This window comes from Bartonella sp. LJL80 (genome assembly GCF_054871565.1).
The window spans coordinates 1-25,239 of record NZ_JBTXLM010000006.1; the positions used below are offsets into that span (position 1 = coordinate 1).

General features: G+C 48.5%; 28 protein-coding genes. 17 read left to right on the top strand and 11 right to left on the bottom strand.

Annotation, left to right across the window (positions count from 1 at the left end; genetic code table 11):
* Positions 1-202: 202 nt before the first annotated feature.
* Positions 203-568, bottom strand: coding sequence for a hypothetical protein (locus tag ACYSNS_RS10280; RefSeq protein ID WP_461723070.1), 366 nt, complete (start codon positions 566-568; stop codon positions 203-205).
* Positions 569-947: 379 nt separating this feature from the next.
* Between ACYSNS_RS10280 and fliF the strand changes: the two genes are divergently transcribed.
* The 14 genes from fliF (at position 948) to fliQ (ending at position 14,336) form a co-directional block, all read left to right on the top strand.
* On the top strand, positions 948-2,618 hold the full coding sequence (fliF, locus tag ACYSNS_RS10285; RefSeq protein WP_461723071.1) for a flagellar basal-body MS-ring/collar protein FliF: 1,671 nt from the start codon (positions 948-950) through the stop codon (positions 2,616-2,618).
* A 21-nt stretch (positions 2,619-2,639) separates the two neighbouring features.
* Entirely contained in the window at positions 2,640-3,386 is a 747-nt protein-coding gene (locus tag ACYSNS_RS10290) for a hypothetical protein (protein WP_461723072.1), read from the top strand.
* Positions 3,383-4,783: a MotB family protein gene (locus ACYSNS_RS10295; protein ID WP_461723073.1), complete on the top strand. Its 1,401-nt coding sequence runs from the start codon at positions 3,383-3,385 to the stop codon at positions 4,781-4,783. Before ACYSNS_RS10290 ends, ACYSNS_RS10295 begins: the two co-directional genes overlap by 4 nt.
* Positions 4,780-6,066, top strand: a complete 1,287-nt coding sequence (locus tag ACYSNS_RS10300) for a chemotaxis protein (RefSeq protein WP_461723074.1) — start codon at positions 4,780-4,782, stop codon at positions 6,064-6,066. The genes ACYSNS_RS10295 and ACYSNS_RS10300 overlap by 4 nt, the downstream gene beginning before the upstream one ends.
* Positions 6,063-7,286 carry a flagellar hook-length control protein FliK gene (locus tag ACYSNS_RS10305; protein ID WP_461723075.1) on the top strand — a complete coding sequence of 408 codons (1,224 nt, stop codon included), beginning with the start codon at positions 6,063-6,065 and terminating at the stop codon, positions 7,284-7,286. The genes ACYSNS_RS10300 and ACYSNS_RS10305 overlap by 4 nt, the downstream gene beginning before the upstream one ends.
* Positions 7,231-7,815 carry a transglycosylase SLT domain-containing protein gene (locus ACYSNS_RS10310; RefSeq protein WP_461723076.1) on the top strand — a complete coding sequence of 195 codons (585 nt, stop codon included), beginning with the start codon at positions 7,231-7,233 and terminating at the stop codon, positions 7,813-7,815. Before ACYSNS_RS10305 ends, ACYSNS_RS10310 begins: the two co-directional genes overlap by 56 nt.
* Before the next feature lie 282 nt (positions 7,816-8,097).
* Positions 8,098-8,784 (top strand): response regulator transcription factor, encoded by a 687-nt coding sequence (locus tag ACYSNS_RS10315; RefSeq protein ID WP_461723077.1) that lies wholly within the window; start codon positions 8,098-8,100, stop codon positions 8,782-8,784.
* Positions 8,785-9,059: 275 nt separating this feature from the next.
* Positions 9,060-10,271 (top strand): flagellar hook protein FlgE, encoded by a 1,212-nt coding sequence (locus ACYSNS_RS10320; protein ID WP_461723078.1) that lies wholly within the window; start codon positions 9,060-9,062, stop codon positions 10,269-10,271.
* A 34-nt stretch (positions 10,272-10,305) separates the two neighbouring features.
* Entirely contained in the window at positions 10,306-11,661 is a 1,356-nt protein-coding gene (gene flgK / locus ACYSNS_RS10325) for a flagellar hook-associated protein FlgK (protein WP_461723079.1), read from the top strand.
* A gap of 7 nt (positions 11,662-11,668) precedes the next feature.
* Positions 11,669-12,760 carry a flagellar hook-associated family protein gene (locus tag ACYSNS_RS10330; protein WP_461723080.1) on the top strand — a complete coding sequence of 364 codons (1,092 nt, stop codon included), beginning with the start codon at positions 11,669-11,671 and terminating at the stop codon, positions 12,758-12,760.
* A 58-nt stretch (positions 12,761-12,818) separates the two neighbouring features.
* The gene (flaF, locus tag ACYSNS_RS10335) at positions 12,819-13,187 is read left to right on the top strand and encodes a flagellar biosynthesis regulator FlaF (protein WP_461723081.1); all 369 of its coding nucleotides are present in this window, start codon (positions 12,819-12,821) and stop codon (positions 13,185-13,187) included.
* On the top strand, positions 13,184-13,633 hold the full coding sequence (flbT, locus tag ACYSNS_RS10340; protein WP_461723082.1) for a flagellar biosynthesis repressor FlbT: 450 nt from the start codon (positions 13,184-13,186) through the stop codon (positions 13,631-13,633). The genes flaF and flbT overlap by 4 nt, the downstream gene beginning before the upstream one ends.
* On the top strand, positions 13,630-14,073 hold the full coding sequence (gene flgD / locus ACYSNS_RS10345; RefSeq protein ID WP_461723083.1) for a flagellar hook assembly protein FlgD: 444 nt from the start codon (positions 13,630-13,632) through the stop codon (positions 14,071-14,073). Before flbT ends, flgD begins: the two co-directional genes overlap by 4 nt.
* The gene (fliQ, locus tag ACYSNS_RS10350; protein ID WP_461723084.1) at positions 14,070-14,336 is read left to right on the top strand and encodes a flagellar biosynthesis protein FliQ; all 267 of its coding nucleotides are present in this window, start codon (positions 14,070-14,072) and stop codon (positions 14,334-14,336) included. Before flgD ends, fliQ begins: the two co-directional genes overlap by 4 nt.
* A 191-nt stretch (positions 14,337-14,527) precedes the next feature.
* Here fliQ and ACYSNS_RS10355 read toward each other — a convergent pair whose 3' ends face one another.
* The 3 genes from ACYSNS_RS10355 to purU form a co-directional block, all read right to left on the bottom strand.
* Positions 14,528-15,118 (bottom strand): hypothetical protein, encoded by a 591-nt coding sequence (locus tag ACYSNS_RS10355; protein WP_461723085.1) that lies wholly within the window; start codon positions 15,116-15,118, stop codon positions 14,528-14,530.
* A 326-nt stretch (positions 15,119-15,444) separates the two neighbouring features.
* Complete coding sequence (locus tag ACYSNS_RS10360; RefSeq protein WP_461723086.1) at positions 15,445-16,068, bottom strand: hypothetical protein; 624 nt, start codon at positions 16,066-16,068, stop codon at positions 15,445-15,447.
* An 89-nt stretch (positions 16,069-16,157) separates the two neighbouring features.
* Positions 16,158-17,042, bottom strand: a complete 885-nt coding sequence (gene purU / locus ACYSNS_RS10365; protein WP_461723087.1) for a formyltetrahydrofolate deformylase — start codon at positions 17,040-17,042, stop codon at positions 16,158-16,160.
* A gap of 106 nt (positions 17,043-17,148) precedes the next feature.
* Here purU and ACYSNS_RS10370 point away from each other — a divergent pair, with 106 nt between their 5' ends.
* Entirely contained in the window at positions 17,149-17,595 is a 447-nt protein-coding gene (locus ACYSNS_RS10370; protein WP_461723088.1) for a hypothetical protein, read from the top strand.
* Positions 17,596-17,665: 70 nt separating this feature from the next.
* Positions 17,666-18,688 carry an LLM class flavin-dependent oxidoreductase gene (locus ACYSNS_RS10375; protein WP_461723089.1) on the top strand — a complete coding sequence of 341 codons (1,023 nt, stop codon included), beginning with the start codon at positions 17,666-17,668 and terminating at the stop codon, positions 18,686-18,688.
* A gap of 31 nt (positions 18,689-18,719) precedes the next feature.
* On the opposite strand, the gene ACYSNS_RS10380 is transcribed toward ACYSNS_RS10375, so the two are convergent.
* From ACYSNS_RS10380 to phnF, 7 genes are all read right to left on the bottom strand, one after another.
* The gene (locus ACYSNS_RS10380; RefSeq protein WP_461723090.1) at positions 18,720-19,439 is read right to left on the bottom strand and encodes a phosphonate C-P lyase system protein PhnL; all 720 of its coding nucleotides are present in this window, start codon (positions 19,437-19,439) and stop codon (positions 18,720-18,722) included.
* Positions 19,440-19,535: 96 nt separating this feature from the next.
* The gene (locus tag ACYSNS_RS10385) at positions 19,536-20,348 is read right to left on the bottom strand and encodes an ATP-binding cassette domain-containing protein (RefSeq protein WP_461723091.1); all 813 of its coding nucleotides are present in this window, start codon (positions 20,346-20,348) and stop codon (positions 19,536-19,538) included.
* Entirely contained in the window at positions 20,342-21,259 is a 918-nt protein-coding gene (locus ACYSNS_RS10390; protein WP_461723092.1) for an alpha-D-ribose 1-methylphosphonate 5-phosphate C-P-lyase PhnJ, read from the bottom strand. Before ACYSNS_RS10390 ends, ACYSNS_RS10385 begins: the two co-directional genes overlap by 7 nt.
* Positions 21,256-22,344 (bottom strand): carbon-phosphorus lyase complex subunit PhnI, encoded by a 1,089-nt coding sequence (locus ACYSNS_RS10395; RefSeq protein ID WP_461723093.1) that lies wholly within the window; start codon positions 22,342-22,344, stop codon positions 21,256-21,258. Before ACYSNS_RS10395 ends, ACYSNS_RS10390 begins: the two co-directional genes overlap by 4 nt.
* On the bottom strand, positions 22,332-22,889 hold the full coding sequence (gene phnH / locus ACYSNS_RS10400) for a phosphonate C-P lyase system protein PhnH (protein WP_461723094.1): 558 nt from the start codon (positions 22,887-22,889) through the stop codon (positions 22,332-22,334). The genes ACYSNS_RS10395 and phnH overlap by 13 nt, the downstream gene beginning before the upstream one ends.
* Entirely contained in the window at positions 22,890-23,354 is a 465-nt protein-coding gene (phnG, locus tag ACYSNS_RS10405; RefSeq protein ID WP_461723095.1) for a phosphonate C-P lyase system protein PhnG, read from the bottom strand.
* A gap of 79 nt (positions 23,355-23,433) precedes the next feature.
* Positions 23,434-24,174 (bottom strand): phosphonate metabolism transcriptional regulator PhnF, encoded by a 741-nt coding sequence (gene phnF / locus ACYSNS_RS10410; protein WP_461723096.1) that lies wholly within the window; start codon positions 24,172-24,174, stop codon positions 23,434-23,436.
* 189 nt (positions 24,175-24,363) lie between these two features.
* Here phnF and phnC point away from each other — a divergent pair, with 189 nt between their 5' ends.
* A complete protein-coding gene (phnC, locus tag ACYSNS_RS10415) occupies positions 24,364-25,212 on the top strand; it encodes a phosphonate ABC transporter ATP-binding protein (RefSeq protein WP_461723097.1) in 849 nt (282 codons plus the stop codon).
* Positions 25,213-25,239 lie beyond the last annotated feature (27 nt).

Below are 25,239 nucleotides of genomic sequence, written 5' to 3' on the forward strand. Positions count from 1 at the left end.
AGCTTGGTATTCAGGCTTTGTCGATTGCTAACCAGAACAGCCAGAATATTCTTTCTCTGTTCCGTCAGTAATCAACGATTGGTTTTTAAAATTGAGAGGCCGTGCACAATGCACGGCCTTTTGCTGTTTGGATTATTTTTTGGAAAAACAGATCTAAAATTCTTTAGCTGAACTTTGCATTTGGGCTGATGCCGTAGGTTTTTTATTCGGCTACCTTCACTTGCGTAATCATGGCATCGATAACTTTGAAACTATAGGGCATAGGCAGGCTCTTTTCCTGAGGTGCCGGATAGCGGGCATTGGTTTTGGGATCAACATAGTGTGTCATCACCATTGTGATGCTGCAGCGTGTAAATTCGCCGCTTTTACCGACTTCACGCGGGTCTTTCAGTGTAAGTTTACCTTTGTTGCTACTATAATAATCTTTGACACCTATCTCGAAATTTAGTCCCTCCACCAATTTTGAATGGAGAGCTTTGAGAACATCGTCGGAATCGCAACTTTTCTCACTTCCTCCACACGCAACCAATGGCAAACACAATATGGATGTTAAGATCAAGCGTCGCATAGATTTTCCTTTACTTTGCCGAGCATACAGTACAGCGAGAAGGGAAGTGAACCAAACGTTCCATTCTATCTGCTGATCACTGCTTAACCCAAACTTGAAAAAGTGTGAAGGCTTTTGAGTTTATAAATCTTGCAGGTGCATCACCGTGAAAACTTCCAGTCATAGAAATGGTTTTCGACCTGCCGACCATCACTTTTGATAGGTGGGTACTAAGGCTGCAACATAGCATTGTCGATAAAGCAAGACGTTGTCGATGTGATCACCTTCGCGCAAGCTTCGCCTCTTATGGTGCAAACTGAGGTCAGGGGTATCCATGGTTTTTTGGTGGTTTACCCTAGTCAGTAAAAACGGGTTTTACCCATAAATACGGTACGGATTCATGGATAGGTTACAGGCTCTGCTTTCATCGCTTGGCACAGCATTCGGAAAATTGGGTGCAAAACGCCTGATAGCTCTGGGGCTGGTGGGTGCCGCTTTGTTCGGAACCATTCTATTTTCCAGCTTTTATCTGACGCGCCCGACATATGAAACGTTGTATGTCGGTTTGTCGCGTGATGATGTCAACCGTATGGGTATGGCGCTGGGAGAGGCGGGGATTGCTTTCGACGTGTCATCTGATGGTAGTTCGGTGCAAGTGCCGGTGGGACAGGCAGAAAAAGCACGTATGTTCTTGGCCGAAAAAGGTTTGCCGACTTCCAATAACGCCGGTTATGAACTGTTTGACAATATGGGTTCGCTCGGTCTGACATCTTTCATGCAGGAAATTACAAGGCAACGCGCTTTGGAAGGTGAAATCGCCCGTACAATCCAAGCTGTGCAGGGTGTTAAAGCAGCGCGAGTCCATATTGTTTTGCCGGATAAAGGTTCATTCCGGCGTGCCAATCAAAAGCCCACGGCTTCTGTTGTTATTCGTACAGAGGGTGGCTTTGCAGCAGAATCGGCCCAGTCTATCCGGCAATTGGTTGCTGCGGCGGTTCCTTCACTTGAGGCAAGTTCGGTAACGGTTCTGGATACAAACGGAAGATTGTTGGCATCAGGTGCCGATGCGATGAATGGCGCACCTATCATGATGGCTTCGCTTGAGCATCAGGTCGCTTCGCAAATCGACGAAAATATCCGCAAGCAATTGGCCCCCTATCTCGGCATGGATCATTTCCAAACAAGTGTTCAGGTGGAGTTGGATACCGATCGTCGCCAAACCAATGAAACGATTTTCGATCCCGATTCCCAGGTTGCACGTTCTGTCCGCAGCGTACGCGATCAAGGCGATAGCCAGAATAGCCGCAATAATGACGCGGTTGGTGTGGAGCAGAATATCCCTCAGGAAGAGATCGCTGGCGGTACGGGTGAAAACTCCACTGATAAAAAAGATCGTCGCGAAGAAACAACCAATTATGAAATTAATTCAAAAACCATTTCAACCGTCAGCGATGGTTATAATGTCAAGAAACTTGCCGTTGCCGTTGTTATTGACCGCGCACGTTTGACGCCGAGCGATGCGACATCGCCAGCGCCGGCAAACTATGTTGACGACCAGGTCAACCGTATCCGCCAGATGGTGGCGACAGCTTCAGGTCTCGATACAGAGCGTGGCGATGTGATCAATGTGACCGCTGTTGACTTCATTAATAGTGCAGACGCCAACATGCAGCCGGTCGAGGCGCCTATGTGGCAATCGCTTTCTCGTTATACTTCGGGCCTTGTCAACGGTGCCGCTCTTGTCATTGCTGTTTTGCTCATTCTATTCTTGGGTGTACGTCCGCTTATGCGTGAAATGCGTGGTGGTCAGCGTGCCCTTGAAGGTGGCGAGAGCGCATTGGCTGGCCCCGAGAATATGCCAGCATTGCCAAATCAGACTGGCAAGAATGATGGTTTTGATGGTAATATGCTGCCGGATAATGATACGTTGCAAGACCTGCGCAGTCGCATGCGTGTGCCGCCACAAAACCGTCTGGAACAAATGATATCCATGGATGAAGAGCGTTTTGCTGGCGTGTTGCGGGACTGGGTGCAGGACGACGATAAAACGACAACCGCACAGGCTGCGTAGGCCGCGACGGTTGGATGATAAGTGAAAGATGCAAGTGCAATGAATGATACGCAGGAAGAAATCGGGAAAAAGGCAGGTGCTGCCCTTTCCACTTTTCTAAGCGATTTTGCACCTCGTCGCATTGCTGATGAAGATGTTGAAGTTCTACCATTTGACGAGCCGATACATCCCGACATTGTTGAAACTGCCGTCGATTTTCCGCAAGCAGCAGAAGAAGAAATGTCGCCGCTTGACGAAAAGCCTTTGATGAGCGAGCCGAAAGTGGATGTTGAACAAATCCGCCGGGAAGCTTTTGAACAGGCCGTCGAGCAAACAACTTCTGAATTGCAGACAAAATTTGCAGATGAAAAACGCGTTTTGGAAGAACAGCAGACAAAAGCCTTGGCAGATATGAAGCAAAATACAGTCAATGAATTGGCTGCGAATATGCAGTCAGATTTGTCAAACGGTTTGGCGATGGTGTTGGATACAATCGGAAATGATGTGGCGAAAGTGCTGGCAACATTTATTGGTAACAAATTAAGTGATGATGCGCTGCGCGATTTTGCCGCCCGAATAGCCGATCAAGCAGTATCGGCTGGGCAGCCCATGGTGGTGGAGGGAAATGCGGAATTATTGGATGCACTTTCCCGTCAGGCCGGTTTCGATGCGACAAAGTTCGAACTTCGCGCCAATGATTCCGCTGATATCCGCTTGCGACAGGGAGATGCTGTGATCGCCACAAGGCTTGATCCGCTCATTGTTGAATTGAAGGAACTGGTGCGATGAAATCAGTTGATCCTGAAACACATAATGAAATTATCATTGTGCGTCGTGGCGGCGGTGGCGACCATGATGAGCATCATGGTGGCGTTTGGAAGATTGCCTATGCCGATTTCATGACCGCAATGATGGCATTTTTTCTGGTAATGTGGCTTATTAACGCTGCCAATGAAGAAACCAAAGCGGCTGTTGCCAGCTATTTCAATCCGATCAAATTGGTTGACCGACGCACGAATCCACGTGGCATCCAGGAAAATGATGCTGTGGGTGACAATGAAAAAAAATCTGGAACAGATGCGCAAGGACAACAAGGTGCAAAGGCGCAAAGTTCTGCAGCACAAAGCAGTGCTGAAGAAGCAAAAATGATGAGCGAGCCTTATGAGGTGCTCGAAGAAATAGCGGAAGTGTCGCCCGATGCGGATGTTCACCTTGATGGCGCCGGCGGTGCTTCCGAGGGCGGAGCGCAAAAAGGCGCAAGTGAAGGGACTGCCTATCGCGATCCATTTTCTCCAGATTATTGGAGTAAAAATGCCGCACCCGATATGTTGGCATCGGCGGGTGGCCCCAATCAGAATGCCGGCGATCGCGCCGGAAGCGCGCAAATTCAGGCGATGATTGAAGGAACGGGTGGTAAGGCTGTACAGGCAACCGATCAGCGTTCACAAGTAGAGGATAAAGCGGCTGGCAGTGATAAAGGCGAGCAAACCGGCGGCAAAAATGACGCTGGTACATTAAGCGGCCAAAAGCAGGGCGATAGCGGTTTGGAAGCAGGAAATGCTGGTCCAGCGACGCAAGCGGCGCAAGATGATAAGGCCGCTAAAGCAGCCCCGGATCTGCCGGAAGTGAAAAAGCCGGATACTTCTGTCGAGGAAGCAAAAGGTAACAGCGTGGGGGAAACGGTCAAAGAAATTTCGACCGAGTTGAACAAGCTTGTCAAAGACCAACCGGGTGGCGCTCATCCAATGGTGCGCGTTGTACCGGTGAATGACGGTGTGGCGATCGAGCTCATGGATCAGACCAATTACGGCATGTTTACCGTTGGTTCGGCAAAGCCGGATAAACAGACGGTTGACCTCTTGGCAGGTATCGCAAAGATTCTGGAAAAACGTGAGGGAGAGGTTGTCATAAGCGGCCACACCGATGCTCGCCCTTATAAAACATCGACCTATGATAACTGGCAACTTTCAAGTTCACGCGCGCAAATGGCTTATTATATGTTGGTGCGTGGCGGTCTTGATGAAAAGCGTATTCTGCGGGTTGAAGGTTATGCGGACCGGGAATTGAAAAATAAGAAGGATCCATATGCTGCGGAAAATCGTCGAATAGAAATTTTCATGCGTCTGCCGCAAAATGCATCGCCAGATCAAGCTGCTTCGGCCGGACAGGGTGGGAAAACGCCATGATCGCGCGTTTCTTGAAGATCATTTATTTGACAGGTGTTGCTTGGCCTATCGCACTTAGTCCGGTTCACGCGCAGATTACGGTCGCCGCGCTGGAGCCAGTGCAGCTTGTACGTTCTTTACAAAGCTTGCAGGATGATATTGCCGCCGGGCAAGCGGGTGCCTTGCAGATGCAGCCACGTGTTCTTGCTGAAATCGGACAGAAATTTCTGGCTGCCGATCCATCCACATGGGAAAATGCGCAAAATCTCTATGCGGTTTTGACCTACCTTTTTAATGGCGGAAACCCGCAGGTTGTCGAAACAATTTTGAAAACCAGTCCGGAAGGTGTCATCTCCAAAAATATGGTTGATGGCGCGCTTGCTTACGCTCATCATCGCAAAGCCACCTTTTTGAAAGCATTCGCCAATATGCCGGATGAAAGTGCTCATGTGCCATCCGCGCTTCTTCTTTCTATAGCACTTAGCACGGTGGCGGATATGGCTGAACAGGATCCTGTTGCGGCGATGAAACGGCTCGACAGGGTAAGGCTTCTGGCTCCTGGTTCGCTTTTTGAAGAGGCTGCAATCCGCCGCCAAATCAAGGTCGCAACGATGACCGGCGATATACCGCGCTTGCGGTTGTTGACGCGCAATTATGTTGACCGTTTTTCCCAATCGCCTTATGCCAACGAATTCTGGCGGGAATTTTCATTTTCGCTGCCGCAACTCGATACACATCTAACCGATCAACAGTTGGACGATCTGATTGGTTATGCGCCAGTCATGGTACAATTCATTGTTTACATGAAAGTCAGCCGTGCGGCCCTGATTGATGCACGCATGCAACGCGCCCATTTTGGTGCAGGTAAAGCTCTGGAACTTGCCCGTAAGCTTAACACCGATGATACGTCTGCCCGTCTTTATTATGCGGCTAGCTCTGTAGGTTCGACCTCGGCTGAAGAAGCCGGACAGATGCTGAAAACCATCTCCATCAACGATCTACCTGAACGGGATCGCCCTTTATTATTAGCGGCAAAAGCCGTCGCCAAGGGTGTTGTTCTTGATACAACCGCATTGCCGGCGCAGGTTCATGAAGAAGATGACAGCCAGACCACAATTCCTGAAGCCGTTGGTTTACCGGTCGATCAGGTCGATGCAAAGGCGGAAACGCCACTGCCGGTTCCCACTGATGTTTCGGCAGGCCGCAGCGATGCCACCAAGACTTCAGGCGAAATTGATCAGTTTATGAAACAGGCCCAAGAAAAACTTGAGGCCGTAGATAAGTTGCTGGAGAAAAAACCATGATGGTAATGGGTGATCTTTCAAGCATTGTGCCATCACCTCGTTCGGTGAGTGCTGACAGTAGCAAAGCTGCGCCATCTTCGTCCAAACAACCGAGATTTGATGATGTTTTGGCCAGTCCGCAGCAGAATAAATCAACGCCGCCACGCACTTCGGATCAAGATAAGCCGAAAGAAACCACGGCAGAACAATCCAAGGAAGATAAAAACAAGGATGTTGATGGCAAAGGTTCTGTGGATGCAGACGCCGAAGCGGCAAAAGAAACTGCTGATAACGCTAACTTGGCAAATGTAAACGGTTTCTTTCATCAATTGGCAGCAGCACAACAGGCAGGTCAAACGGCCGCGGAAGACGCAAGCGTTGAAGACCAGGATACAACCGTATCTCTGGGTAAAGATAAAAAAAGCGGTAAGACGGCGGACAAAGCCGATGGTAAGGCAAGTGACAGGTTGGCAAAAGCCGGTGCAGACCTAAAGGCTGGTTCCATTGTATCGCCAGATTCCGAAACCGAGCTTGGCACGGGAATTCTAGCCGAAGGGCAAACTGACGAAGATGGTTCTGCTGAAGCAGCGCTTGGTGATAAGCAGCCACATGAGACGAAAAAAACTGGCGGTGAAAGCATAGCGAACCGTCTGGACGTATCACCGGAAAAAGCGCAACCTTTGAAAACAATACAGATTGGCGATAAGCTTGCCATGCATGACGCTGGCCCCGAAACGAAAGCCGCAGGGCGTATAGCGGATATCGAGGTGACCCAGAATAAACAGGTAGGAGACATGCGTGTGCTCCATATCAAGCTCAATCCAGATGATCTAGGCGCGGTCGATGCACGTTTAAGAATGACCAATAACGGATTGCACATTGAACTTCATGCCGAAAGGCAGGAGACCGCGAGATTATTGGCTGGCGACCACCAAATGCTGAGCAAAGCATTGGAAAAGTCCGGTTTTAACGATGACGGTCGCCTTTCCATAGCGATTATCGATAAGAGTCCACAGGCAGTGCAGCAGGCACAGGCGTCCAATTCTGGACAGGGCGCCGGTCAAGACAATAGTGGACAGAACTTCAATGGTCAGCGCCAATCATTTGGCCAGAATGGCCAAGGTGGACAGAATGGATCTAGGCAGAATTTCGAGCAATTTCCTTTTACCGATACGCCGGTTCAAGATGTTTCACCGGTTGAAAGAACAGTCTATCGCGATCCTCGTCGTCTGGTGGTTTAGTGTTTTTGCATGTCTTTCGCTGGCATATGCAGGAAATATTTGTGAAGCGGAAATGATCAATGCTTCCAAACGCTACGATGTGCCTTTGGGCATTTTGTATGCGGTAGGCCTCACAGAGACAGGACATAAAGAATCGCTTCAGCCATACGCACTGAACATCGATGGTAAGGCGGTTTTTGCAAAGAATGAAACAGAGGCATTAAGGATCTTCCAGACTGCAAAACGCCGGGGTGCCAAGCTTATCGACGTCGGGTGTATGCAGATCAACCATTATTATCATGGCGAGCGCTTTCCCTCTGTTGCTGCGATGTTTAAACCGCATATGAATGTCGATTATGCCGCCCGATTCTTGAAAGAACTTCATGTGCGGGAGGGCAGCTGGACTATGGCGGTTGCGCGTTACCATGCTGGACCCAACAACGATCCGGCGCAAAAACGCTATGTTTGTCGCGTCATGCGTAACATGATTGCATCCGGGTTTGGAAAATGGACAAAGCCTTCGCAGCAGTTCTGTCGTAGCGAGATGTAAGTGGCATTTTAGACACTATGGTAAAGATTCATGGTTAATGGCCGACAGAATCATGTTTTCATTGGTTTATCTGGATAATTCCCAGCGAAACATCGTGTTCTAAAATGGGATTCAGTGCTCGAAAATTGCCTTTTTTGCCGTTTTCTGGGTCATGTTTCGGGACAAAAGTTAAAAAAAGCTTGTGTTTTGGATGGTAAAAGATATCTTAACGGCACACCCTCATGGGGAATAGCTCTTCTGGGGAAGAGTGGGTTCTGTAGTTTGTAGTGAGATTTTAGGGTCATGATAGTAATCGTAGACGAACGTAAGCTGGTGACGGATGGTTACTCCGCTTTATTTGCACGGGAAGGTATCTCGGCAACTGGTTTGTCGTCTGCCGATTTTGACGATTGGGTTGAGACCGCACCGCATTCTGAAATGTCTGCCGTTGAAGCGATCCTTCTGGGCGATTGTCAGAACCGTATTGAATTGCCTAAAAAAATCCGTGAGCGTTGCGGCGCACCAGTATTGGCTGTGACGGAAAGCAATTCACTCGAGCAGACATTGGAATTGTTTCAGGCGGGCATTGATGATGTGCTGCGTAAACCTATTCATGTTCGCGAAATTCTTGCACGCGTTGCTGCTATTCGTCGTCGCATGGGCGGCGATGTGCGCAGCGCTGATGCAGCGGTAGAGGTCGGCCCGATCAGTGTATTCAATGATGGTCGAGATCCCAAACTGAATGGTGTTGACTTCGTTTTACCGCGTCGTGAACGTCGCATTTTGGAATATCTTGTTGCCAACCGCGGCCGCCGTGTCAATAAAACACAAATCTTCAACGCAATTTATGGCGTTTTTGATGCCGAGGTTGAAGAGAACGTCGTAGAAAGCCACATCAGCAAGCTGCGTAAAAAGCTCAAATTAAAGCTTGGCTATGATGTGATAGACTCGAAGCGCTTCCTTGGCTATAGCCTGAATATCGAAGATTGATTATTGCTTCATAAGTGATTGAGAGCCCGCGAGATAAAGCGGGCTTTTTTGTTTTTGGTTGCGCTTTGACCATTGCCACATTCCGTTTGCAAGGGGATAGTAGACCGCTTGTTTCGATTGCGACCTTCGACAGTTGATGTATTGATAGAGATATGCAGCCAGAAGATGTCGGCTGTTTAAGCGATGCCTGATAGAAATAATCGCAACGGTGAACAGCTTCGCGCAAGGAAAGCTGCCTATGTTGTCATCATAGTCCTCAATCGAAGGAGATGATGATGGGTATTTATGGAATGATGCGCACCGGTGTTTCGGGCATGAATGCGCAATCAAACAGGCTTTCCGGCGTCGCCGATAACGTCGCCAATTCAAGCACAATCGGCTACAAACGGACAGATACCCAGTTTTCCAGTCTCGTTATGCCTTCGACGAGAAACGCTTATGCATCCGGTGGCGTCAACACACATGTCCGCCACGATATTACCATGCAGGGTGTCGCGCGCTCGACGATGCGTCTTGGCGATGCGATGATCAATGGCAATGGTTTCTTCCGTGTTCAAGATTCTACCGGTGCGGAATATATGACGCGGGCGGGTTCTTTCCAGCGTGATGGCGATGGATTCTTACAAAATGCCGCTGGTTATTTCCTGCTGGACGAGAACGGTCAAAAAATTCAGATCAAAGGTGGTGCATCGGATATGATGCCGGCTGAACAGACGACCAAGATGGACATGTCCATGAATCTAAAAGCGGATGAAAAGAATATTACGACCCCGTTCGATGCGAATGATTCGTCGACATATCATCAAAAGAAATCCGTGACTGTCTATGATCAGCAAGGATCGGCCGTTGTCTTGGATGTTTATTTGACAAAAACCGCTGACAACACATGGTCAATGAACATTATGAAAGCGGACAACACGACAACTCCGCCAACACACCAATCAGTTTTGAGCAATCAGCAATTGACGTTTGATGCAGATGGAAAACTGAATCCAATTTCACCAGCACCACAAATTACTGTTCCAGGTAACAACGGTGCGACGTTTCCAGTCACACTCAATCTTAATGATAATGTTACACAGCAGGGCAGTACCTATGCATTCGAGATGAAACCCGATGGTATGGCACCCGGAGCTTATGAATCCTTTACCTTTGGTAAGGATGGAGAGGTTATGGTGACATATAGCAACGGTAAAACGGTACAGCATTCTACCGTTGGTATGACGACTGTGACATCGCCGGATATGTTGACAACTTTGAGTGGTACGGTCTTTCAGGTTAATTCTGAGACAGGATCGCAAATGTTCGGTCGTCCCGGTGAAGGCACATTTGGCCAGCTTAACACTGGCGTTTTGGAAGATTCCAATGCCGATATCGGTGATGAGTTAACTGATATGATCGAAGCGCAACGCAACTACACGGCCAATTCCAAGGTGTTTCAGACCGGCTCGGAATTGATGGATGTTATTGTCAACTTGAAACGTTAAGTGTAGCCTTACCTAAAGCGAAGGAAAAGCGGAAATGGCGCTTGGTTCAGCACTCTCGACGGCACGAAATTCACTCAAGACAACGTCTGGGCAGATGAATGTCGTGTCGCAAAACATTGCCGGCGCGCGTGATCCTAATTACACGCGGCGCACGACTTATGTTCAGTCTGGACCAAATGGCGCTGTTTATGCAACAATCCGTCGTGACAATAATCCGCAATTGCTTAACAATTATCTGGTTAAATCCAGCCAATCTGCGGCATCCTCGACGATAGCAAACGGGGCAACCCGTTTGTCGAATATCTACGGTGCAGACGATTTTTCCAATTCGCCGTCACGGTTATTGACTGATTTTCAGGAAGCATTGCAGTTTTATGCCAATAATCCAAGTCAACGTTCAGCCGGTGACGCGGCGGTTGATCGGGCACGCGATGTGGCAAACGGCCTCAATCAGGGTGCCAAGGAAATTGAGCAAATCCGTAATGATGCCGATAACGACATCAAAGGCTCAGTCGATAACATCAACAATCTATTGCAACAGTTTCATGAGTTGGACCGTGCGGTTTTCAATGAAACGACCGCAGGGCGCGATGCATATTCCTATATGGATCAACGTGATGCCGTTCTAAAAGAGTTATCGCAGGAAATCGGTATTACGACAGTAAGCCATTCCGATGGTACCACCACTATCTACGGCATGGATGGCAGTACACTCTATGACAAGCAGCCGCGTAAGCTGACATTCGAGCCCAGTGCTTCGTTACCGGCTGGAGCAACCGGCAATCAGGTGTTTGTTGACGGTGTGCCTCTGGGGCATTCTTCTTTCGCAGACCCGAATGGCAGTGGAAACCTCGGCGGTTTGTTGAAGGTCCGGGATGAAATTGCGCCGCAATATCAAAAACAACTCGACGAAACCGCAAAAGCGCTCGTTGATATGTTTCCTGGACCTCCGCCTTTGTTTCTTGATGGTGGTGATTCATCCGTCAACGGCCTTTCCGGTCGTATCAGCCTAAATCCTGTTTTTGATAGCAAAACAACAGGTGGCGGGCCGGAGAATTTCGGTACAGACATACAGGCGCTTGTCGATAAATTCGATGAAAGCCGCACTTTCGGTTCGGATACCGGTTTGGCAACAAATCAGAGTATTATGTCCTTTGCCAAGAATTCTTCTTCATGGCTTGAAGGGACGCGGTCCAATGCTGTGAGCACGGCGCAATATCAGGGAACGCAATTCATGCGGGCGTCGGAAGCGTTATCAAACGAAACCGGTGTAAATACAGACGATGAAATGGCACTGATGCTACAATTAGAGCAGACATATTCGGCAACAGCGCGTATAATAAGTACTGTTGGAAAAATGCTAGATGACCTTATGAGTGCAATCCGGTAGGTGTGAAATGAAGATAAGTTCAGTTTCGACATATGTGATGGGCAATTATCAACGCCCCCTGATCGCGCAAGGCCAGTCAGACCTTATGAAGGCGAGCTATGAAGCTACGATGGGGCGCGTTTATGATCCTGGCTTGACGCTCGGTCGGCAGACAGGCCGCTTTATTGGCAATGAAAATCAGATGACGTCGTTGAATGGTTTGAAAACCAGCAATAGTTTGGCCGCCCAGCGTATGGCATCGGCACAGGCTGCAATGCAAAGCCTCGTATTTGCCGGCGATAAGGATACCGCCAGTGGTTCGCTGGTACAGTTTAACAATGCTTTGATGGGTGATCCGGTCACAACGACACCGAAGACCATCCAATCTGCAGCACAGGCAGCCTTGGATTCTTTCGTTTCAGCAATGAATACGAGTTACAATGGCGAGTATGTATTTGGCGGCACAAACACCAGTCAACCACCACTCGATTATTATAAAGCGGGCAGCAACACCGGTGGCAGTAAAGTTGTTCAGGATGCGTTCCGTAATCATTTTGGTTTCGGTCCCGATGACCCAAAGGTTGCAGATATCTCCGCCGATGACATGAAGAAATTTATTGATGGTCCTTTCAATGATCTTTTTGAAGAGCCAAGCTGGAGCACCAATTTCTCTAAAGCCGAAGATGGTGCGGTCATGAATCGCATATCGCCTAATGGTGAAACCGTAGATATATCGGTATCCGCCAATGAGGATGGTTTCCGCCATGCAATGAAAAATATGATATTGGTGGCCGAATTTGGAAATATCGGCCTTTCGGATGATGCGCAGGCTGCAGTAGGAGATCGGGCGCGTGCTTCGTCGGATAGTAAAGCGACAGGCAGTGCTATAAGTCAAATTATCACAACCGCGTCCAGCCTTGGCAACTCTGAAAACCGCGTGTCACAAGCCAATAAGCGCATTGATGCTCAGGTCAAGGTTCTCAACAGTACTCGGAACGACTTGATTGGCGTAGATCCTGCGGAAGCAAGCAACCGAATGATTACGTTGGAGAATATGCTTAACATCTCCTACAATATGACTGCACGCATTTCTAAAATGAGTTTGGTCAACTATATATAAAGCATTCGGCCTATTATAATGGTAAATTGAGGGCAGATATTTTGTCTGCGGAATTTTGATGTATCAGATGCGATACGAAGACGTGATGGAAGAAGACTCTGTTGGTGCGCGAGAGCGCGAGAGTATCTTGTTTGACCGCTGTATAAAATTATTACGCGCAGCGCAGGTTTCAGGCCCTGACACGCGCGAAGCTTCGGAGGCGGTCGCTTTTACGCGTAAGCTATGGATCATCTTGATTGAAGATCTGGGGCAGGCTGAAAATGCATTACCGAAGGAGCTGAAAGCGTCGTTGATTTCGATTGGTTTTTTCATACTGAAAGAGATACAGCGGTTGGAAAATGGGGAAATAGCGGATTTCGATGCTTTGGTGGAGATTTCTGAATCCATTAGAGATGGTCTGGCTTCAAATCCGGGGAAAAGTGAATGACGAAAAAAACCATGCATCTTACCTTACGGCCGAACGAGAAAATCTTTCTGAATGGCGCGGTACTCCGTGCCGATCGTAAAGTGACGCTTGAACTGTTGAATGACGCGACCTTTCTTTTGGAAGCACATGTTCTGCAGGCAGAGGATACCAATACGCCGCTGAAACAGCTTTATTTCGCGGCACAAATCATGCTGATAGATCCGGCAGCTGCCGATCAGGCATTGCATGTTTTCGTAGAATTGTTGGGAAAATTGCTCCGCACCTTTACCGATCCTGATATTCTGGAAGGTTTGCGCGAATGTATCTATCTGACTGAACAAGAGCGCATTTTTGAAGTTTTAAAAGTTATACGTGGTCTGTTTGATCGTGAAGCGGCGATTATGGGGCGCAAAACCGAAGATCAGCTGGAAGAACAGTTGGAACAGCTTAAGGAGATGAACTCATGAGTGTAAGTCCCGTAGACAATTCTGGTGGCACGACGCGCAGTGGTGGTGGTACGACAAATGCAGCAGCACCAAATGCGGATTATGAAACCTTCGTAAAGCTGCTTGTTGCCCAGATGAAAAATCAGGATCCAACAGAACCGATGGATTCAACCCAGTTTGTATCGCAATTGGCAAGCTTTTCTGCCGTTGAACAAGCTATTCAGACCAATAGCAAGCTTGATTCAATCTTGGTCAATGGTCCCATTTCGCAAGCCGAAGGCTATATCGGAAAATACCTGAAATATGACGATGGCAATGGTACCAAAGTTGAAGGCACCGTGCAGTCTGTCACGATCTATAGTGATGGTTTGACGGCAAAACTCGATAACGGCAAAGAAATTGTTATCGGCCCGGGCGTGACTGTTATGGATAAAAAGCCGGATACCAGCGAAAAAGCATGAATGAAGCCGACGCCATAGACATGGTAACATCAGCGATCTGGACCGTTTTGATTGCAAGCGGTCCGGCTGTTGTTGCCGCTATGGCAGTTGGTATTATGATTGCTTTGTTCCAAGCCCTGACGCAAATTCAAGAAATGACCTTGACGTTTATCCCGAAAATCGTCGTCATCTTTGTCGTGCTTGCTTTAACCGCACCTTTTGTTGGGGGGCAGATTTACGCATTCACGCAACTTGTTTATGGCCGTATTGAATCGGGTTTCTAGTTTTTTCTACCGTATTCGGTAGGAAGACATGCTAGGGCGTATTCGTTTTGCTAACGCGGAAGTCTCGTGATGTGTAATCAAAAAGGCAATAAGTCTTGGTAACGTTCAATGTGTTTTCAGCATTGGAAAATAGAATGCTTAATACACGTCGCCGAGCACATCAAATTCGCATGTGCTGTTCTTGCTGCAACCTACCCCTTTCGGGTGGATAAAAGAGCAGGCTCCAGTGCTTCAACTTCCGCGTCACCGGAAGTCGGCAATGTTGTCTGTTTCGGACTTTCCGCCTTGTTGCTGTCACCGTCTCTATTGTCAGTCGAAACAATCGGCGGCAAACTGCCGTCCTTTAAATTTGGACGACCAGTATCCTTAACTGAACCGAAAGTTTGCTGATCTTTGGATGGCTCCTGGTCATCCGATGAATATTCGCTATCCCCCGATTGTGTTGTCGAAACAGTCGCCTGTCTTGCATTGACCTGTGAAGTTGAAGGATCGACATCGCTGGGCTGACGTGCCGCGTCAAACAAACGCGCCATCTCTGCTCTCGCATTCTCAAGATTTTTTTCATGCATTGCTTCTTTCGAAGCGGTCTGCTGCTCTTCAATAAGTTCCGTTATATGTGCCATCATTTCCGACACATTGGAAGAAAGAGGATAATGCGGTCTTGGCTCGACAATCGGAATAGTCTCGACAATTTTATCTGTTTGCACCGCGCTGTCCGCAGGTTCCATCACGCGCGCTGTCGATATCGAGCGCAAGCTGGATGTGGCATCAACCGGTTGCATGGGTTGTTCTCCAAAACAGTCAACAAGATCCAATCATCATGATTTTTCTTGCCGGTTTTCAAGCTCCTCATAAGCTTAATCAAATAATACCGCAATGATCGTGCCAAATCAAGAGTTTACCAGAGTCTGTAAAAACCAGCTCATTGTTACCGGTAAAACGTCGGGAAAATACTTTGCCGAACAAGTAAGCGCATAAGCTGGACTTTTGAAGTCTCTTCGCTACCATCGAAATGGAAGAAAAAATTCCGGTCTGAACTGATGACTTCAACAATCTACAATCCAGACCGGACAGAGAAATTCAAAATCCCAAGCAATTTGTCCTTTGACTAAATAGGGCGATGCGCCCAACCGTTGATTGATTCATCAATGGAACGTAGAAAAGCTTGGGTCAACGCTTCATGTTGACTGGTGCGATTGTTGACTACTGGTGCGATGTTATCATAACGCGTACCGATATCTTTATTCAGCGTCCAAAGGTTCAAAGTTGGTTGCCTGGCATCTATCATCACCATCTGCGTTTGACCATGTAGATCAATCAGCCCAAAGCCGATGGAGTGCAACTGCCGCATCGCGGTTTGCAGCGATAAATATACATTGTCTGTATCTTCTCCTGCCGATTGAATAGCATAAGGCTGATCAAGCCATAGCCAGTCGACATCGGCTGCATTGATGAAACCATCAATGAGAAGAGTTGAGGCGCGCGGGGCGGTCTGCGCAAAGTCCGACTTGCCAAATTCTTGAAAAGACGGTTGACGCTGGCCGACATTGTCATAGCTCCATTTTGAAGGCGCGTAGTTTGCCTGTGTGAAATCTTCAATGACATCACTAAGACCAGCTTTGTGTGCGGGGATGTGCGTTTCGACGCGCGTTCTAAAAGCGGGTAAGATATTTACCGGACAATACTGTCCGGCAAACTCCACGGTTCCGTTCCAAATAATTTTTGAGCCCATTTTGCTATCTCCAGTGGAGATACAACGATGGGCTTTCGAATAGGTTCCAATCGTTCAGTATAAAAGTGGCTGTTTAAACGGAGGAAATCTCAACCCAAACGTTCAGACGCGTAGCTGCCCGGACTCGCGGGAAAAACCACCGTCCGGCTTTCATTGAGGAAAACACGGTGATGGATGTGGGCATGGATTGCGCGGGCAAGCACCTGCGACTCTACATCGCGGCCGAGCGAGATATAGTCATCGGCATTTTGTGCATGCGTGACACGCACCGTATCCTGCTCGATAATCGGCCCTTCATCGAGATCCGCAGTAACATAATGCGCCGTTGCGCCGATAAGTTTCACGCCGCGCTGGAAAGCTTGTTTATAAGGATTGGCACCCTTAAAACTTGGCAAAAAAGAATGGTGGATGTTGATGATGCGTCCTGACATTCTCTGGCATAGGCGATCAGATAATATCTGCATGTAACGGGCAAGAACAACAAGCTCCGTACCGGTTTCTTCAACAATCTCCAACAAGCGGTCTTCAGCTTCGGTTTTACGGTCTTTATTGACAGCTATATGATAAAAGGGCAGATCGTGATTGACGACCAATTTCTGATAATCGAGATGGTTGGATACAACACCGACAATATCGATTGGAAGCGCACCTATTTTCCAGCGGTAAAGCAGATCGTTCAAACAATGGCCGAAACGCGAAACCATAAGAAGCACTTTCATACGGTTTTGCGCGTCGAAAAATTGCGCGTCCATCGAAAATTCTGCCGCCAATGGTTGGAAATCATGTTGCAATTGCGCCAGTGTTTTACCGCCTTCGCTGTCAAAGCGGATACGGCAGAAGAATTTTTGCGACAGTGCGTCGTCAAATTGTGAACTATCGACAATATTGCATGCATTATTCGCCAGAAAACTGGAGATCGCGGCGATAATGCCGCGCTTGGCCGGACAAGTGACCGTGAAAATAAGATTTGACATGTGCTTTCCGTTATACTCTGTCTGGATGCGTTGGATTATCTGATAAACGAGTCCGCGCAATCTGCCAACAAACGATTGCGATTGTTGAAAATATGATTGTATTCCGATGATAAAGATACTCATCCGTATTTGCTGCTACATTGCTTTGCTCATACCTTACAGCGCTTCTGCAGCACAAAGTTGCTATTCAATTCACAATGCCGATGAGAGGGCCTTTTGCCTTGTCAAGCAAGGCAAAGGCAGTTGCTATGCAATTAAAAAATCCGATATGCGCAGTGCATGTCTTGCATCACAGGGTAAAGGCAGTTGTTACTCTATCAAGAGTTCAGATGACCGCGCGTATTGTCTTGCCAAGGAGGGCAAAGGCAGCTGTTATAGCGTTAGAAATTCTGATCTGCGCAGCCGTTGTCTGGCAGCGCAGGGTAAAGGCAGCTGCTATTCCATACGCAATTCCGACGAACGCGCCTATTGTCTGGTCAAACAGGGCAAAGGAAATTGTTACTCTATCAGCAGTTCGGATTTGCGCAACCGATGTCTCGCGAAGAAGCGCTGAGATGTCCTTTGGGCACGCGGCTGCATTCGCGGCGTTATCTGTGAAGTAATTTTTAAAAGGGTAGATCGATATGAAAAAGATTGGCTTTTTATCATTTGGCCATTGGCAACCGTCATCACACTCAGCAACGCAATCTGCCGCTGATGCACTGTTGCAATCCATCGAACTTTCGGTCGCGGCCGAAGAGTTGGGCGCTGATGGCGCCTATTTTCGTGTCCATCATTTTGCGCGACAATTGGCGTCACCATTTCCGCTTCTAGCGGCCGTTGCAGCAAAAACCAGTCGAATAGAGATCGGTACTGCCGTGATTGATATGCGTTACGAAAACCCTTTTTATATGGTGGAAGACGCCAGTGCAGCTGATCTAATCAGCGGTGGCAGATTGCAACTTGGCATCAGCCGCGGATCGCCCGAGCAGGTAATTGACGGTTGGCGCTATTTCGGATTCAGCCCGAAGCCCGGCCAAAGTGATGCCGACATGGGGCGAAGCCATGGCGAAGTGTTTTTTGACCTGCTGCAAGGAAAAGCTTTTGCGGAGCCAAACCCGCATCCGATGTTTCCAAACCCTCCCGGCAAATTGCGGATTGAACCTTATTCCGAAACCCTCCGCGAACGCATTTGGTGGGGCTCTGGTTCAAATAGCACAGCCATTTGGGCGGCAAAGCTCGGCATGAATTTACAAAGCTCAACATTGAAGGACGATGAAACGGGTGATCCATTCCATGTCCAGCAAGCTGAACAAATACGGATATATCGGCAGGCTTGGCAAGATGCGGGTCATGAACGAACACCGCGGGTTTCGGTTAGTCGCAGTATTTTTGCGCTGATGAATGATCGCGACCGTGCTTATTTCAGTCAATCCGGTGCGTCGCAGGACCATGTGGGATATCTGGACGAAAACACCCGAGCCATTTTCGGAAGATCCTATGCTGCTGAACCCGATATTCTGATTGACCAACTGAAACAGGACGAGGCTATTGCAGAAGCAGACACGCTGCTTCTGACAATCCCCAATCAATTAGGCGTGGATTATAATGCCCATGTGATCGAATCCATTCTGACCCATATAGCGCCAGCACTTGGCTGGCGCTGAGAGGCCTCGGAAAGCGTCATGCTGCCATACATCATGATTTTCGTGGTGGTTCCAGCACAATCTCACGGTCAATCAGCTCGGCAATATCTTCGGGGTGATGAAAAACACCAATCATCGCAGTGCCTTGTGCTTTGAGCTGTCTTAGCCGGTTCATCAGTGCCTCTCGTGCCTTGACGTCGAGCGAAGCTGTCGGTTCATCAAGAAAAAGCAGTTTCTGCGGTACAATCAAAGCGCGGGCCAGATTGACTTTTTGTTGTTCTCCGCCGGAAAAAGTTGACGGATAGGCTTTCCATAGTTCCGGCTTAACGCCAAAATCTGACAAATATCGTTGCGCTTCAGATAAAGCGTCGCTTTTAGCCGCTCCGCTGTTCAGCAGAGGTTCGGCGACAAGGTCTTGCGCACTGACGCGTGGTCGTGACTGGAGAAATTGCGTAACAAATCCTATTTCATTGCGTCGTAGCCAAGCAATATCGATATCGGCAGCGCGCGCCATATCAATGACACCAAGGCTGCTAGAAAAGTAGACGTGTCCGCCGCGCGGAATACATGAGCGGTAAAGCGTACGCAGCAGCGTCGATTTGCCAACTCCGTTCGGCCCGCGCAAGAGAATAAACTCGCCAGCATCAAGCGTGAAACTGATGCGATCAAAGGCCGGTAATCGCGTTTCAAGCAAATGGATATCAAAAAACTTTGTAAGATTTTCTACCCGCAATAACGGCTGTAGCTGATCTTTAGGGACGGCTATATTCATGGGACTTTTCCTGATTAATATGGCGGTAAGCCAAGCGTTTTCAAACGTGCAGGGTTATAGTCAAATTCTGCGATGGTAACTTTGACCTTTGTCAAATCAAAGTTTTGCATGGACAAGTTGTTGGGTATAAGGATGTTGCGGGTCATGGAAGATCTGATCCGCCAAGCCTTCCTCCACAACCAAGCCCTGACGCATGACCATCACCCGATCTGCCATTGTGCGAATAACACCCAGATCATGGCTGACAAGCACCATCGTCATCGACCGTTCTCGTTGCAAACGCTTCAACGTATCCAGAACCAAAGCTTGAACGGAAACATCAAGACCGGTTGTTGGCTCGTCGAGAAGCAATAGTTCGGGTTCAAGGGCAATGGCCTTGGCCAATTGCACGCGCTGTTGCATGCCACCGGATAGTTCAATCGGCCGGGCATCCATGCGATCAATCGGAAATTCCGAAGCAGCGAGTGCTGACTTTGCCTTGCTGCGCAAATTGGCAAATGTCTTTTCCCCGGCGACCAACAATCGTTCGGCAACATTGCCGCTGCTGGAGTTCTTCATCAACAAGCCCAGATGCGGGTTTTGATAGACAATGCCGATGTGATGGGCCCGCAACATACGCCGAGAAAATCTGTCCAGCGTAAAGAGATTGCACTTGCGATAATCTGGTAGATCAAGTTCGTAATGGCCTTGATCGGGAATATCTTCCAAATTCATCATGCGCAAGAAAGTGGATTTTCCCGATCCACTTTCACCGACTATGCCCAGAACTTCCCCTGGATAGACCTTGGCACTGACCCCGCGCAATGCTTGAACAGAGCCAAATGTTTTATGGATATTGTGTAACTGAAGAAGTGGTGTCGTGGATACGAGTTGTGGTTGTTTCAACTGCATTTGTTCAACATTTAACATGACGCCATGCTCCCGTTTTTGTACCAGGTTTCACCTATTGTTTCATCGTCACCTTCGCTCAACCGGATATGTTTGATACCGAAATTGCTATCTGAAAGTTCATAGAGCGCACTTCCATCGTCTTGTGGTAGTTCATTCATGAAAAAGCCTTTGACGTGGCTGCGTGTACAGACGGCTTGCGCGTGGTTTTCAACTTGGTAGGGTATATCGTCAAAAACCAAAGGCTCCACCCGTGTATAGGGCGGTACAGCATATAAGCGCTTTTCACGACCAGCAGAAAGAAACGTCAAATTTTCGGCCATATGGAGTTTTTGCACATCCCAGCGCGGGATAGGCGAGGGGGTCATGACATGGCGGCCATTCACCAGACTTGGATATGATGCCCCTTGCAGAATACGACCAGCACGAACCATCTGTTCATAAAGGATCAGCCAAAGCTTGCTGTAATTGGCATCGCCATGCATTTCGCGGGCAATTGACATATTGGGTTCAACAGGCCGCAATGGCTCGGGATTTGGAACTTGCAATACGAGTATTTGATCCGCACCGAGCTTCTCCTCGGGAATGCGGTGCCTCGACTGGATGATGCTCGCATCAAGCGTATTCCATGTTTCTTGCGCACCGCTGACGGTTTGTAGAAAACGACGGATACTTGCAGCATTCACGCTGTCATCGGCGCCCTGATCGATTACTTTGATGATGGATTGTGGATTGATCAATGTCAGTGTCACCTGCAAACCACCTGTTCCCCATCCGCGGGCAATAGGAACTTCACGGCTGGCATAGGGTATCTGGCAACCGGGAATAGCGATGGCTTTCAACATGCGTCGGCGCAATTCGCGTTTGGCGGAAGCATCCAGAAACCCATAGGAAAAAGAACTCCAAGGGCGGGTAAGATCGGTCAGTTTCATATCATTGCCTCTTCCATTTCGCGATGGTCTTGACGGTCTTCCGTTCCGTCGGCCTTGCGTCTTTTTATGCCGCGCAATGCATCCAGACTTGATTGGAAGGTGACATAGTGGGGTAACTTGAAGTGAATGCAGAAGCCTGACGCCTCGACAACTTCGGTATGGTAGAGAAAAAACTCTTCTGATACCGCATCGGACTGGCTGTCATCGGCGGCATTGAGATCTAGCGTCGCTGCTGCAATGACTTTCATCTCATTCCAGCCGAGTGTCACAGAAAAACCCAATTCCAGTTTATCTTTTTTGGTTTTGGAAATAACCTCGGCTTGCGATATTTTGATGCGTCCTGCGCTAAACATTGTGCCTTTGGGATGTTTGACGATAATTTCAGCTTCTGCCAATCGCAATTCATTAACGGTTGGATGCGCGTTGCCATAACCGCGCATCGCCGAATATCCGAGTGCCAGAACACCGCCGGTATCGGCTCGTGCGAGGCTCTGCAAACGATGGCCACGGCTTGCCGGGAATAAAAGCGGTTCACGGGTCAAATCCGGAATGTCGTCATCGGCCAAATCATTGATGACAGGTTTTTCAACAAGTCCCTGTGTTTGCTGCCATGCGGCAAGAGAGGGAAAAGTTGCAGGAGAGGGTGTCATCGCCCGCTCCACAACCGGTGGGATAAACTTATCGCCGGTTAAAACCCATGTGGCAAGAATACGGTGTGAATAATCAAGTGTCGGCCCAAGTATCTGCCCGCCCGGTATATCCTTAAACGCGGCAGATATGCGCCGTAATGTGAAGAGGTTCTTTTGCTCGATTGTTGCGGCGATAGCAAGGCGTGGCTGGGTGGTGCGCCAAGCACGCAAGAGCAATACCGCTTCATAAAGATCGCCCCCGCCTTGCGCGATTGCCAAAGCTGCGAGTTCCGGAGCATAAAGAGATGCTTCCCCCATGACGCGATCCACCAGATAAGGCAGGTTTTGGCAGATATCATCGACACGCTTTTTGTCGATCGTACCAATATCTTGCCGGTAAAGGCGTTCGGCCTGATCAATGGCTTTTTCGCCGCCTCTGCTTGCTACATAGGCCATGATAATACCTCTATTGTTGTAGAACGGGGAATGCCGACTAAACTGTCGGTTGAGATAAGAAACAGGTCAAATCCTAGGGGATAGTGTATGTGCTGTTGTCGAAACGTCCAAAGATCAGGATCTATGCCGTTCAACTGCAGATCACAGGATGTTTTTATACCGGGGCCACTCAGACGGATCGTTCCGCCACCAGTGAAATCAGCGGGTGCAAAAATCGTCGCGCCGGTTTCCGGATAAAGCAAGTCGCCGGTTGCAATGTTGCTCAGCTGGGCAACTTTTTGTTTGTCACAGAGTGACATGAAGATATATTCGGCGTCGGGAAGTGCCACGGATTTTGCTTGTGTATCGCGCAATTGCTGTTGCAGCTTTTGGTCTTCGGCATAAAAGCTTGTTTCAAGATCAAGAATGGCTGATGCAAGATGGGTCATATCCTGACCGTCCAAATCAATTCGTGTTCCCGGTCTTGCAAGCGCTTTCATCATCTTTTCAAAATTACCATTGTCGCGGCAATCCTGTTCTGTCGGGCTGATAATGTTCTGTTGCATTTAGAAAGTTTCCATTTCGACGCGTGTAGCATTGACATCGCAAAGACGTTCATTGTCCTGCAGTTGCTGTTTTTCGTGTTGGCTTTTCAAGAAGTCGGCTAAGAGATCAGCTTCTTCTTCAGCTTGATAGGCAGCATCAATAATGGCCATCGCCATGGCATGCTCAAGATCACGCCCGACAACCATCCCGTAGCCTTCCGTTGCACTAAGGGGCGAAAAAATGCGGGCCTCGGCAACGAGCACCTCGCCAAGATGGAATTGGCTTCCTTTGACCGTGTCCCGCATCGGTGCCATAACCAGACCGGTACGATTTTCCATGACCTCAACATCTCCTAGTTTGTCAAGCAGCTTCTCGGCCAAATGCTTGATGGCACCGCTTTCCGCCCTTGCCAATATGGTAAGGGCAAGATCGTGGGGAAATGATTTCGGAAGTTCTTTCTCTTCTGTTCCAATGTGTTGTGACATGGTTTACCTCGCAAGAATGCAAATGACTTGAGATATATCGACGGGTATGGGACGGTTCTGCTCGCAGCTTTTCGAGCACCTATTTTTGATGAACTTCGTTTTGTGACATGGTTTCGAGACTGAAGCGGATATGTTCGGCCGGCCATACAGAAACCGAGTATCCGATCGGTTTTTTATGCATATCGATATCTCTTTTTTCCATAATGATGACCGGCTGGTTTGGTACAAGGTTGAGAAGGCGGGCTTCCTCCTCGGTGGCAATGCGTGCCGAGATAATGGTTTCCAAACGTAGATAGTCGGCTACGCCGTGATGATGATAGATCGCACTGTCGGTTGCGCCGTCTTGATGCAGTTTCAAAAGGTCAGGAAAACGCTGCGCCGGGTGAAAGGAAGTCGCTAGACTGATTGCCAGGTCATCGGCAAAACTGCGCTGCCTTACAAAAGCAACTTCATCCATGGGAGCGATATCCAATAATGCTGCTTTTTCTGCATCCGCACGGATGATATCTGCATGCAGACTTTCTATATGAGGCGTTCTGCCTTGACTTTCGATATTGACGTGAAAACGTGTTCGTTGGGAAATTGTGTATTGCAGGGGCTTGTCGTCTTTGACAAAGGTTCCGCGCCCTTGATCGGCCCGTATTTTGCCTTTGGCCGCCAACGCAGATATTGCACGCCTGACAGAATGACGCCCCACGTCAAAGCGTGCACATAAAGCGGGTTCTGTCGGAAGCCGCATCCCTTTTTGCAAGATGCCGGAAGAGATCTCCTGATCCAGAACATCTCTTACCTCTCTCCATTTTCCTGCATGCGGTTTCATAATCCATCCAAGCAATTCATTCGAATGAATTTGTAATACAATCATTTTATTGCAGTCATATGACAGTATTTATGAGTATAATATTTTTATTATTGTTCATATTTTTATAATTTTTGGTGTCATAAAAGTTTCATGCAGCATGCGTATGTATTGCCCGAAATCTTTCATGAATATAGGGATATGCATTCTATGATTGCTGTAAACGTTACACGAATCTCGAAGACATATGGCCGCACCAAAGCTTTGAATGATGTGAGCCTGCAAGTTGCCAAAGGCGAAATGGTTGCTTTGATTGGTGCGTCTGGTTCCGGTAAGAGCACTTTGATCCGTCATATTGCCGGGCTTGAGTCGGCAGATAAAGGCAGCCAGACAATCAGCGTGTTTGGTCAGCCTATGCAAAGAGATGGCAAGGTTCTGCCAACGGCAAAAATGCTGCAGGGAAAAATTTCGGTTATCTTTCAGCAATTCAATCTCGTCAATCGCTTGTCACTGTTGACGAATGTGCTGATCGGTTTCTTGGGACGTATTCCGCAATGGCGCGGAATTTTGGGCATCTTTAATCGCCGCGAAAAGGTCGTGGCGCTTCAGGCTCTCGCTCGTGTTGGCATTGACCATGCTGCATTGCAGCGTGCTTCCACTTTGTCGGGTGGCCAGCAACAACGCGCTGCGATAGCGCGGGCACTGGTGCAAAATGCCGAAATTCTGATAGCTGACGAACCGATTTCAGCGCTCGATCCGGCATCCGCTCGCAGAGTTATGGATATGCTTTCAACCATCAATCGTGAAGATGGTATCACCATGATGGTGTCGCTGCATCAAGTAGAATATGCTCGTCGCTTCTGTCCGCGCACGATTGCTATGCGCGATGGGCGCATCGTTTATGATGGGCCGTCATGTAATTTAACCAATGAATTTTTATCAGAGCTTTACGGTGCTGCTTCCGAGGAGTTGGTTCTTCCGGATGCGGCTGATATGCCGATTGCAGCGCGTCAATCCACGTATAATGCAAAACCGGTGCAGCGCTTCCAGCCTGCCTGATTGCTTCCTTTTACCAACGGAGAATTC

What these genes read in the sequence shown, in the direction of transcription:
- ACYSNS_RS10315 (WP_461723077.1), top strand. Translation starts at nt 8,098, where the DNA reads ATGATAGTAATCGTAGACGAACGTAAGCTGGTGACGGATGGTTACTCC.
- ACYSNS_RS10320 (WP_461723078.1), top strand. Translation starts at nt 9,060, where the DNA reads ATGGGTATTTATGGAATGATGCGCACCGGTGTTTCGGGCATGAATGCG.
- ACYSNS_RS10355 (WP_461723085.1), bottom strand. Translation starts at nt 15,118, where the DNA reads ATGCAACCGGTTGATGCCACATCCAGCTTGCGCTCGATATCGACAGCG.
- ACYSNS_RS10305 (WP_461723075.1), top strand. Translation starts at nt 6,063, where the DNA reads ATGATGGTAATGGGTGATCTTTCAAGCATTGTGCCATCACCTCGTTCG.
- phnH (WP_461723094.1), bottom strand. Translation starts at nt 22,889, where the DNA reads ATGCAACAGAACATTATCAGCCCGACAGAACAGGATTGCCGCGACAAT.
- ACYSNS_RS10385 (WP_461723091.1), bottom strand. Translation starts at nt 20,348, where the DNA reads ATGTTAAATGTTGAACAAATGCAGTTGAAACAACCACAACTCGTATCC.
- phnF (WP_461723096.1), bottom strand. Translation starts at nt 24,174, where the DNA reads ATGAAACCGCATGCAGGAAAATGGAGAGAGGTAAGAGATGTTCTGGAT.
- ACYSNS_RS10310 (WP_461723076.1), top strand. Translation starts at nt 7,231, where the DNA reads ATGTTTCACCGGTTGAAAGAACAGTCTATCGCGATCCTCGTCGTCTGG.
- ACYSNS_RS10280 (WP_461723070.1), bottom strand. Translation starts at nt 568, where the DNA reads ATGCGACGCTTGATCTTAACATCCATATTGTGTTTGCCATTGGTTGCG.
- ACYSNS_RS10380 (WP_461723090.1), bottom strand. Translation starts at nt 19,439, where the DNA reads ATGAATATAGCCGTCCCTAAAGATCAGCTACAGCCGTTATTGCGGGTA.
- ACYSNS_RS10370 (WP_461723088.1), top strand. Translation starts at nt 17,149, where the DNA reads ATGATAAAGATACTCATCCGTATTTGCTGCTACATTGCTTTGCTCATA.
- flgK (WP_461723079.1), top strand. Translation starts at nt 10,306, where the DNA reads ATGGCGCTTGGTTCAGCACTCTCGACGGCACGAAATTCACTCAAGACA.
- ACYSNS_RS10395 (WP_461723093.1), bottom strand. Translation starts at nt 22,344, where the DNA reads ATGGCCTATGTAGCAAGCAGAGGCGGCGAAAAAGCCATTGATCAGGCC.
- ACYSNS_RS10300 (WP_461723074.1), top strand. Translation starts at nt 4,780, where the DNA reads ATGATCGCGCGTTTCTTGAAGATCATTTATTTGACAGGTGTTGCTTGG.
- flbT (WP_461723082.1), top strand. Translation starts at nt 13,184, where the DNA reads ATGACGAAAAAAACCATGCATCTTACCTTACGGCCGAACGAGAAAATC.
- fliQ (WP_461723084.1), top strand. Translation starts at nt 14,070, where the DNA reads ATGAATGAAGCCGACGCCATAGACATGGTAACATCAGCGATCTGGACC.
- flaF (WP_461723081.1), top strand. Translation starts at nt 12,819, where the DNA reads ATGTATCAGATGCGATACGAAGACGTGATGGAAGAAGACTCTGTTGGT.
- ACYSNS_RS10375 (WP_461723089.1), top strand. Translation starts at nt 17,666, where the DNA reads ATGAAAAAGATTGGCTTTTTATCATTTGGCCATTGGCAACCGTCATCA.
- flgD (WP_461723083.1), top strand. Translation starts at nt 13,630, where the DNA reads ATGAGTGTAAGTCCCGTAGACAATTCTGGTGGCACGACGCGCAGTGGT.
- fliF (WP_461723071.1), top strand. Translation starts at nt 948, where the DNA reads ATGGATAGGTTACAGGCTCTGCTTTCATCGCTTGGCACAGCATTCGGA.
- phnC (WP_461723097.1), top strand. Translation starts at nt 24,364, where the DNA reads ATGATTGCTGTAAACGTTACACGAATCTCGAAGACATATGGCCGCACC.
- phnG (WP_461723095.1), bottom strand. Translation starts at nt 23,354, where the DNA reads ATGTCACAACACATTGGAACAGAAGAGAAAGAACTTCCGAAATCATTT.
- ACYSNS_RS10330 (WP_461723080.1), top strand. Translation starts at nt 11,669, where the DNA reads ATGAAGATAAGTTCAGTTTCGACATATGTGATGGGCAATTATCAACGC.
- purU (WP_461723087.1), bottom strand. Translation starts at nt 17,042, where the DNA reads ATGTCAAATCTTATTTTCACGGTCACTTGTCCGGCCAAGCGCGGCATT.
- ACYSNS_RS10390 (WP_461723092.1), bottom strand. Translation starts at nt 21,259, where the DNA reads ATGAAACTGACCGATCTTACCCGCCCTTGGAGTTCTTTTTCCTATGGG.
- ACYSNS_RS10360 (WP_461723086.1), bottom strand. Translation starts at nt 16,068, where the DNA reads ATGGGCTCAAAAATTATTTGGAACGGAACCGTGGAGTTTGCCGGACAG.
- ACYSNS_RS10295 (WP_461723073.1), top strand. Translation starts at nt 3,383, where the DNA reads ATGAAATCAGTTGATCCTGAAACACATAATGAAATTATCATTGTGCGT.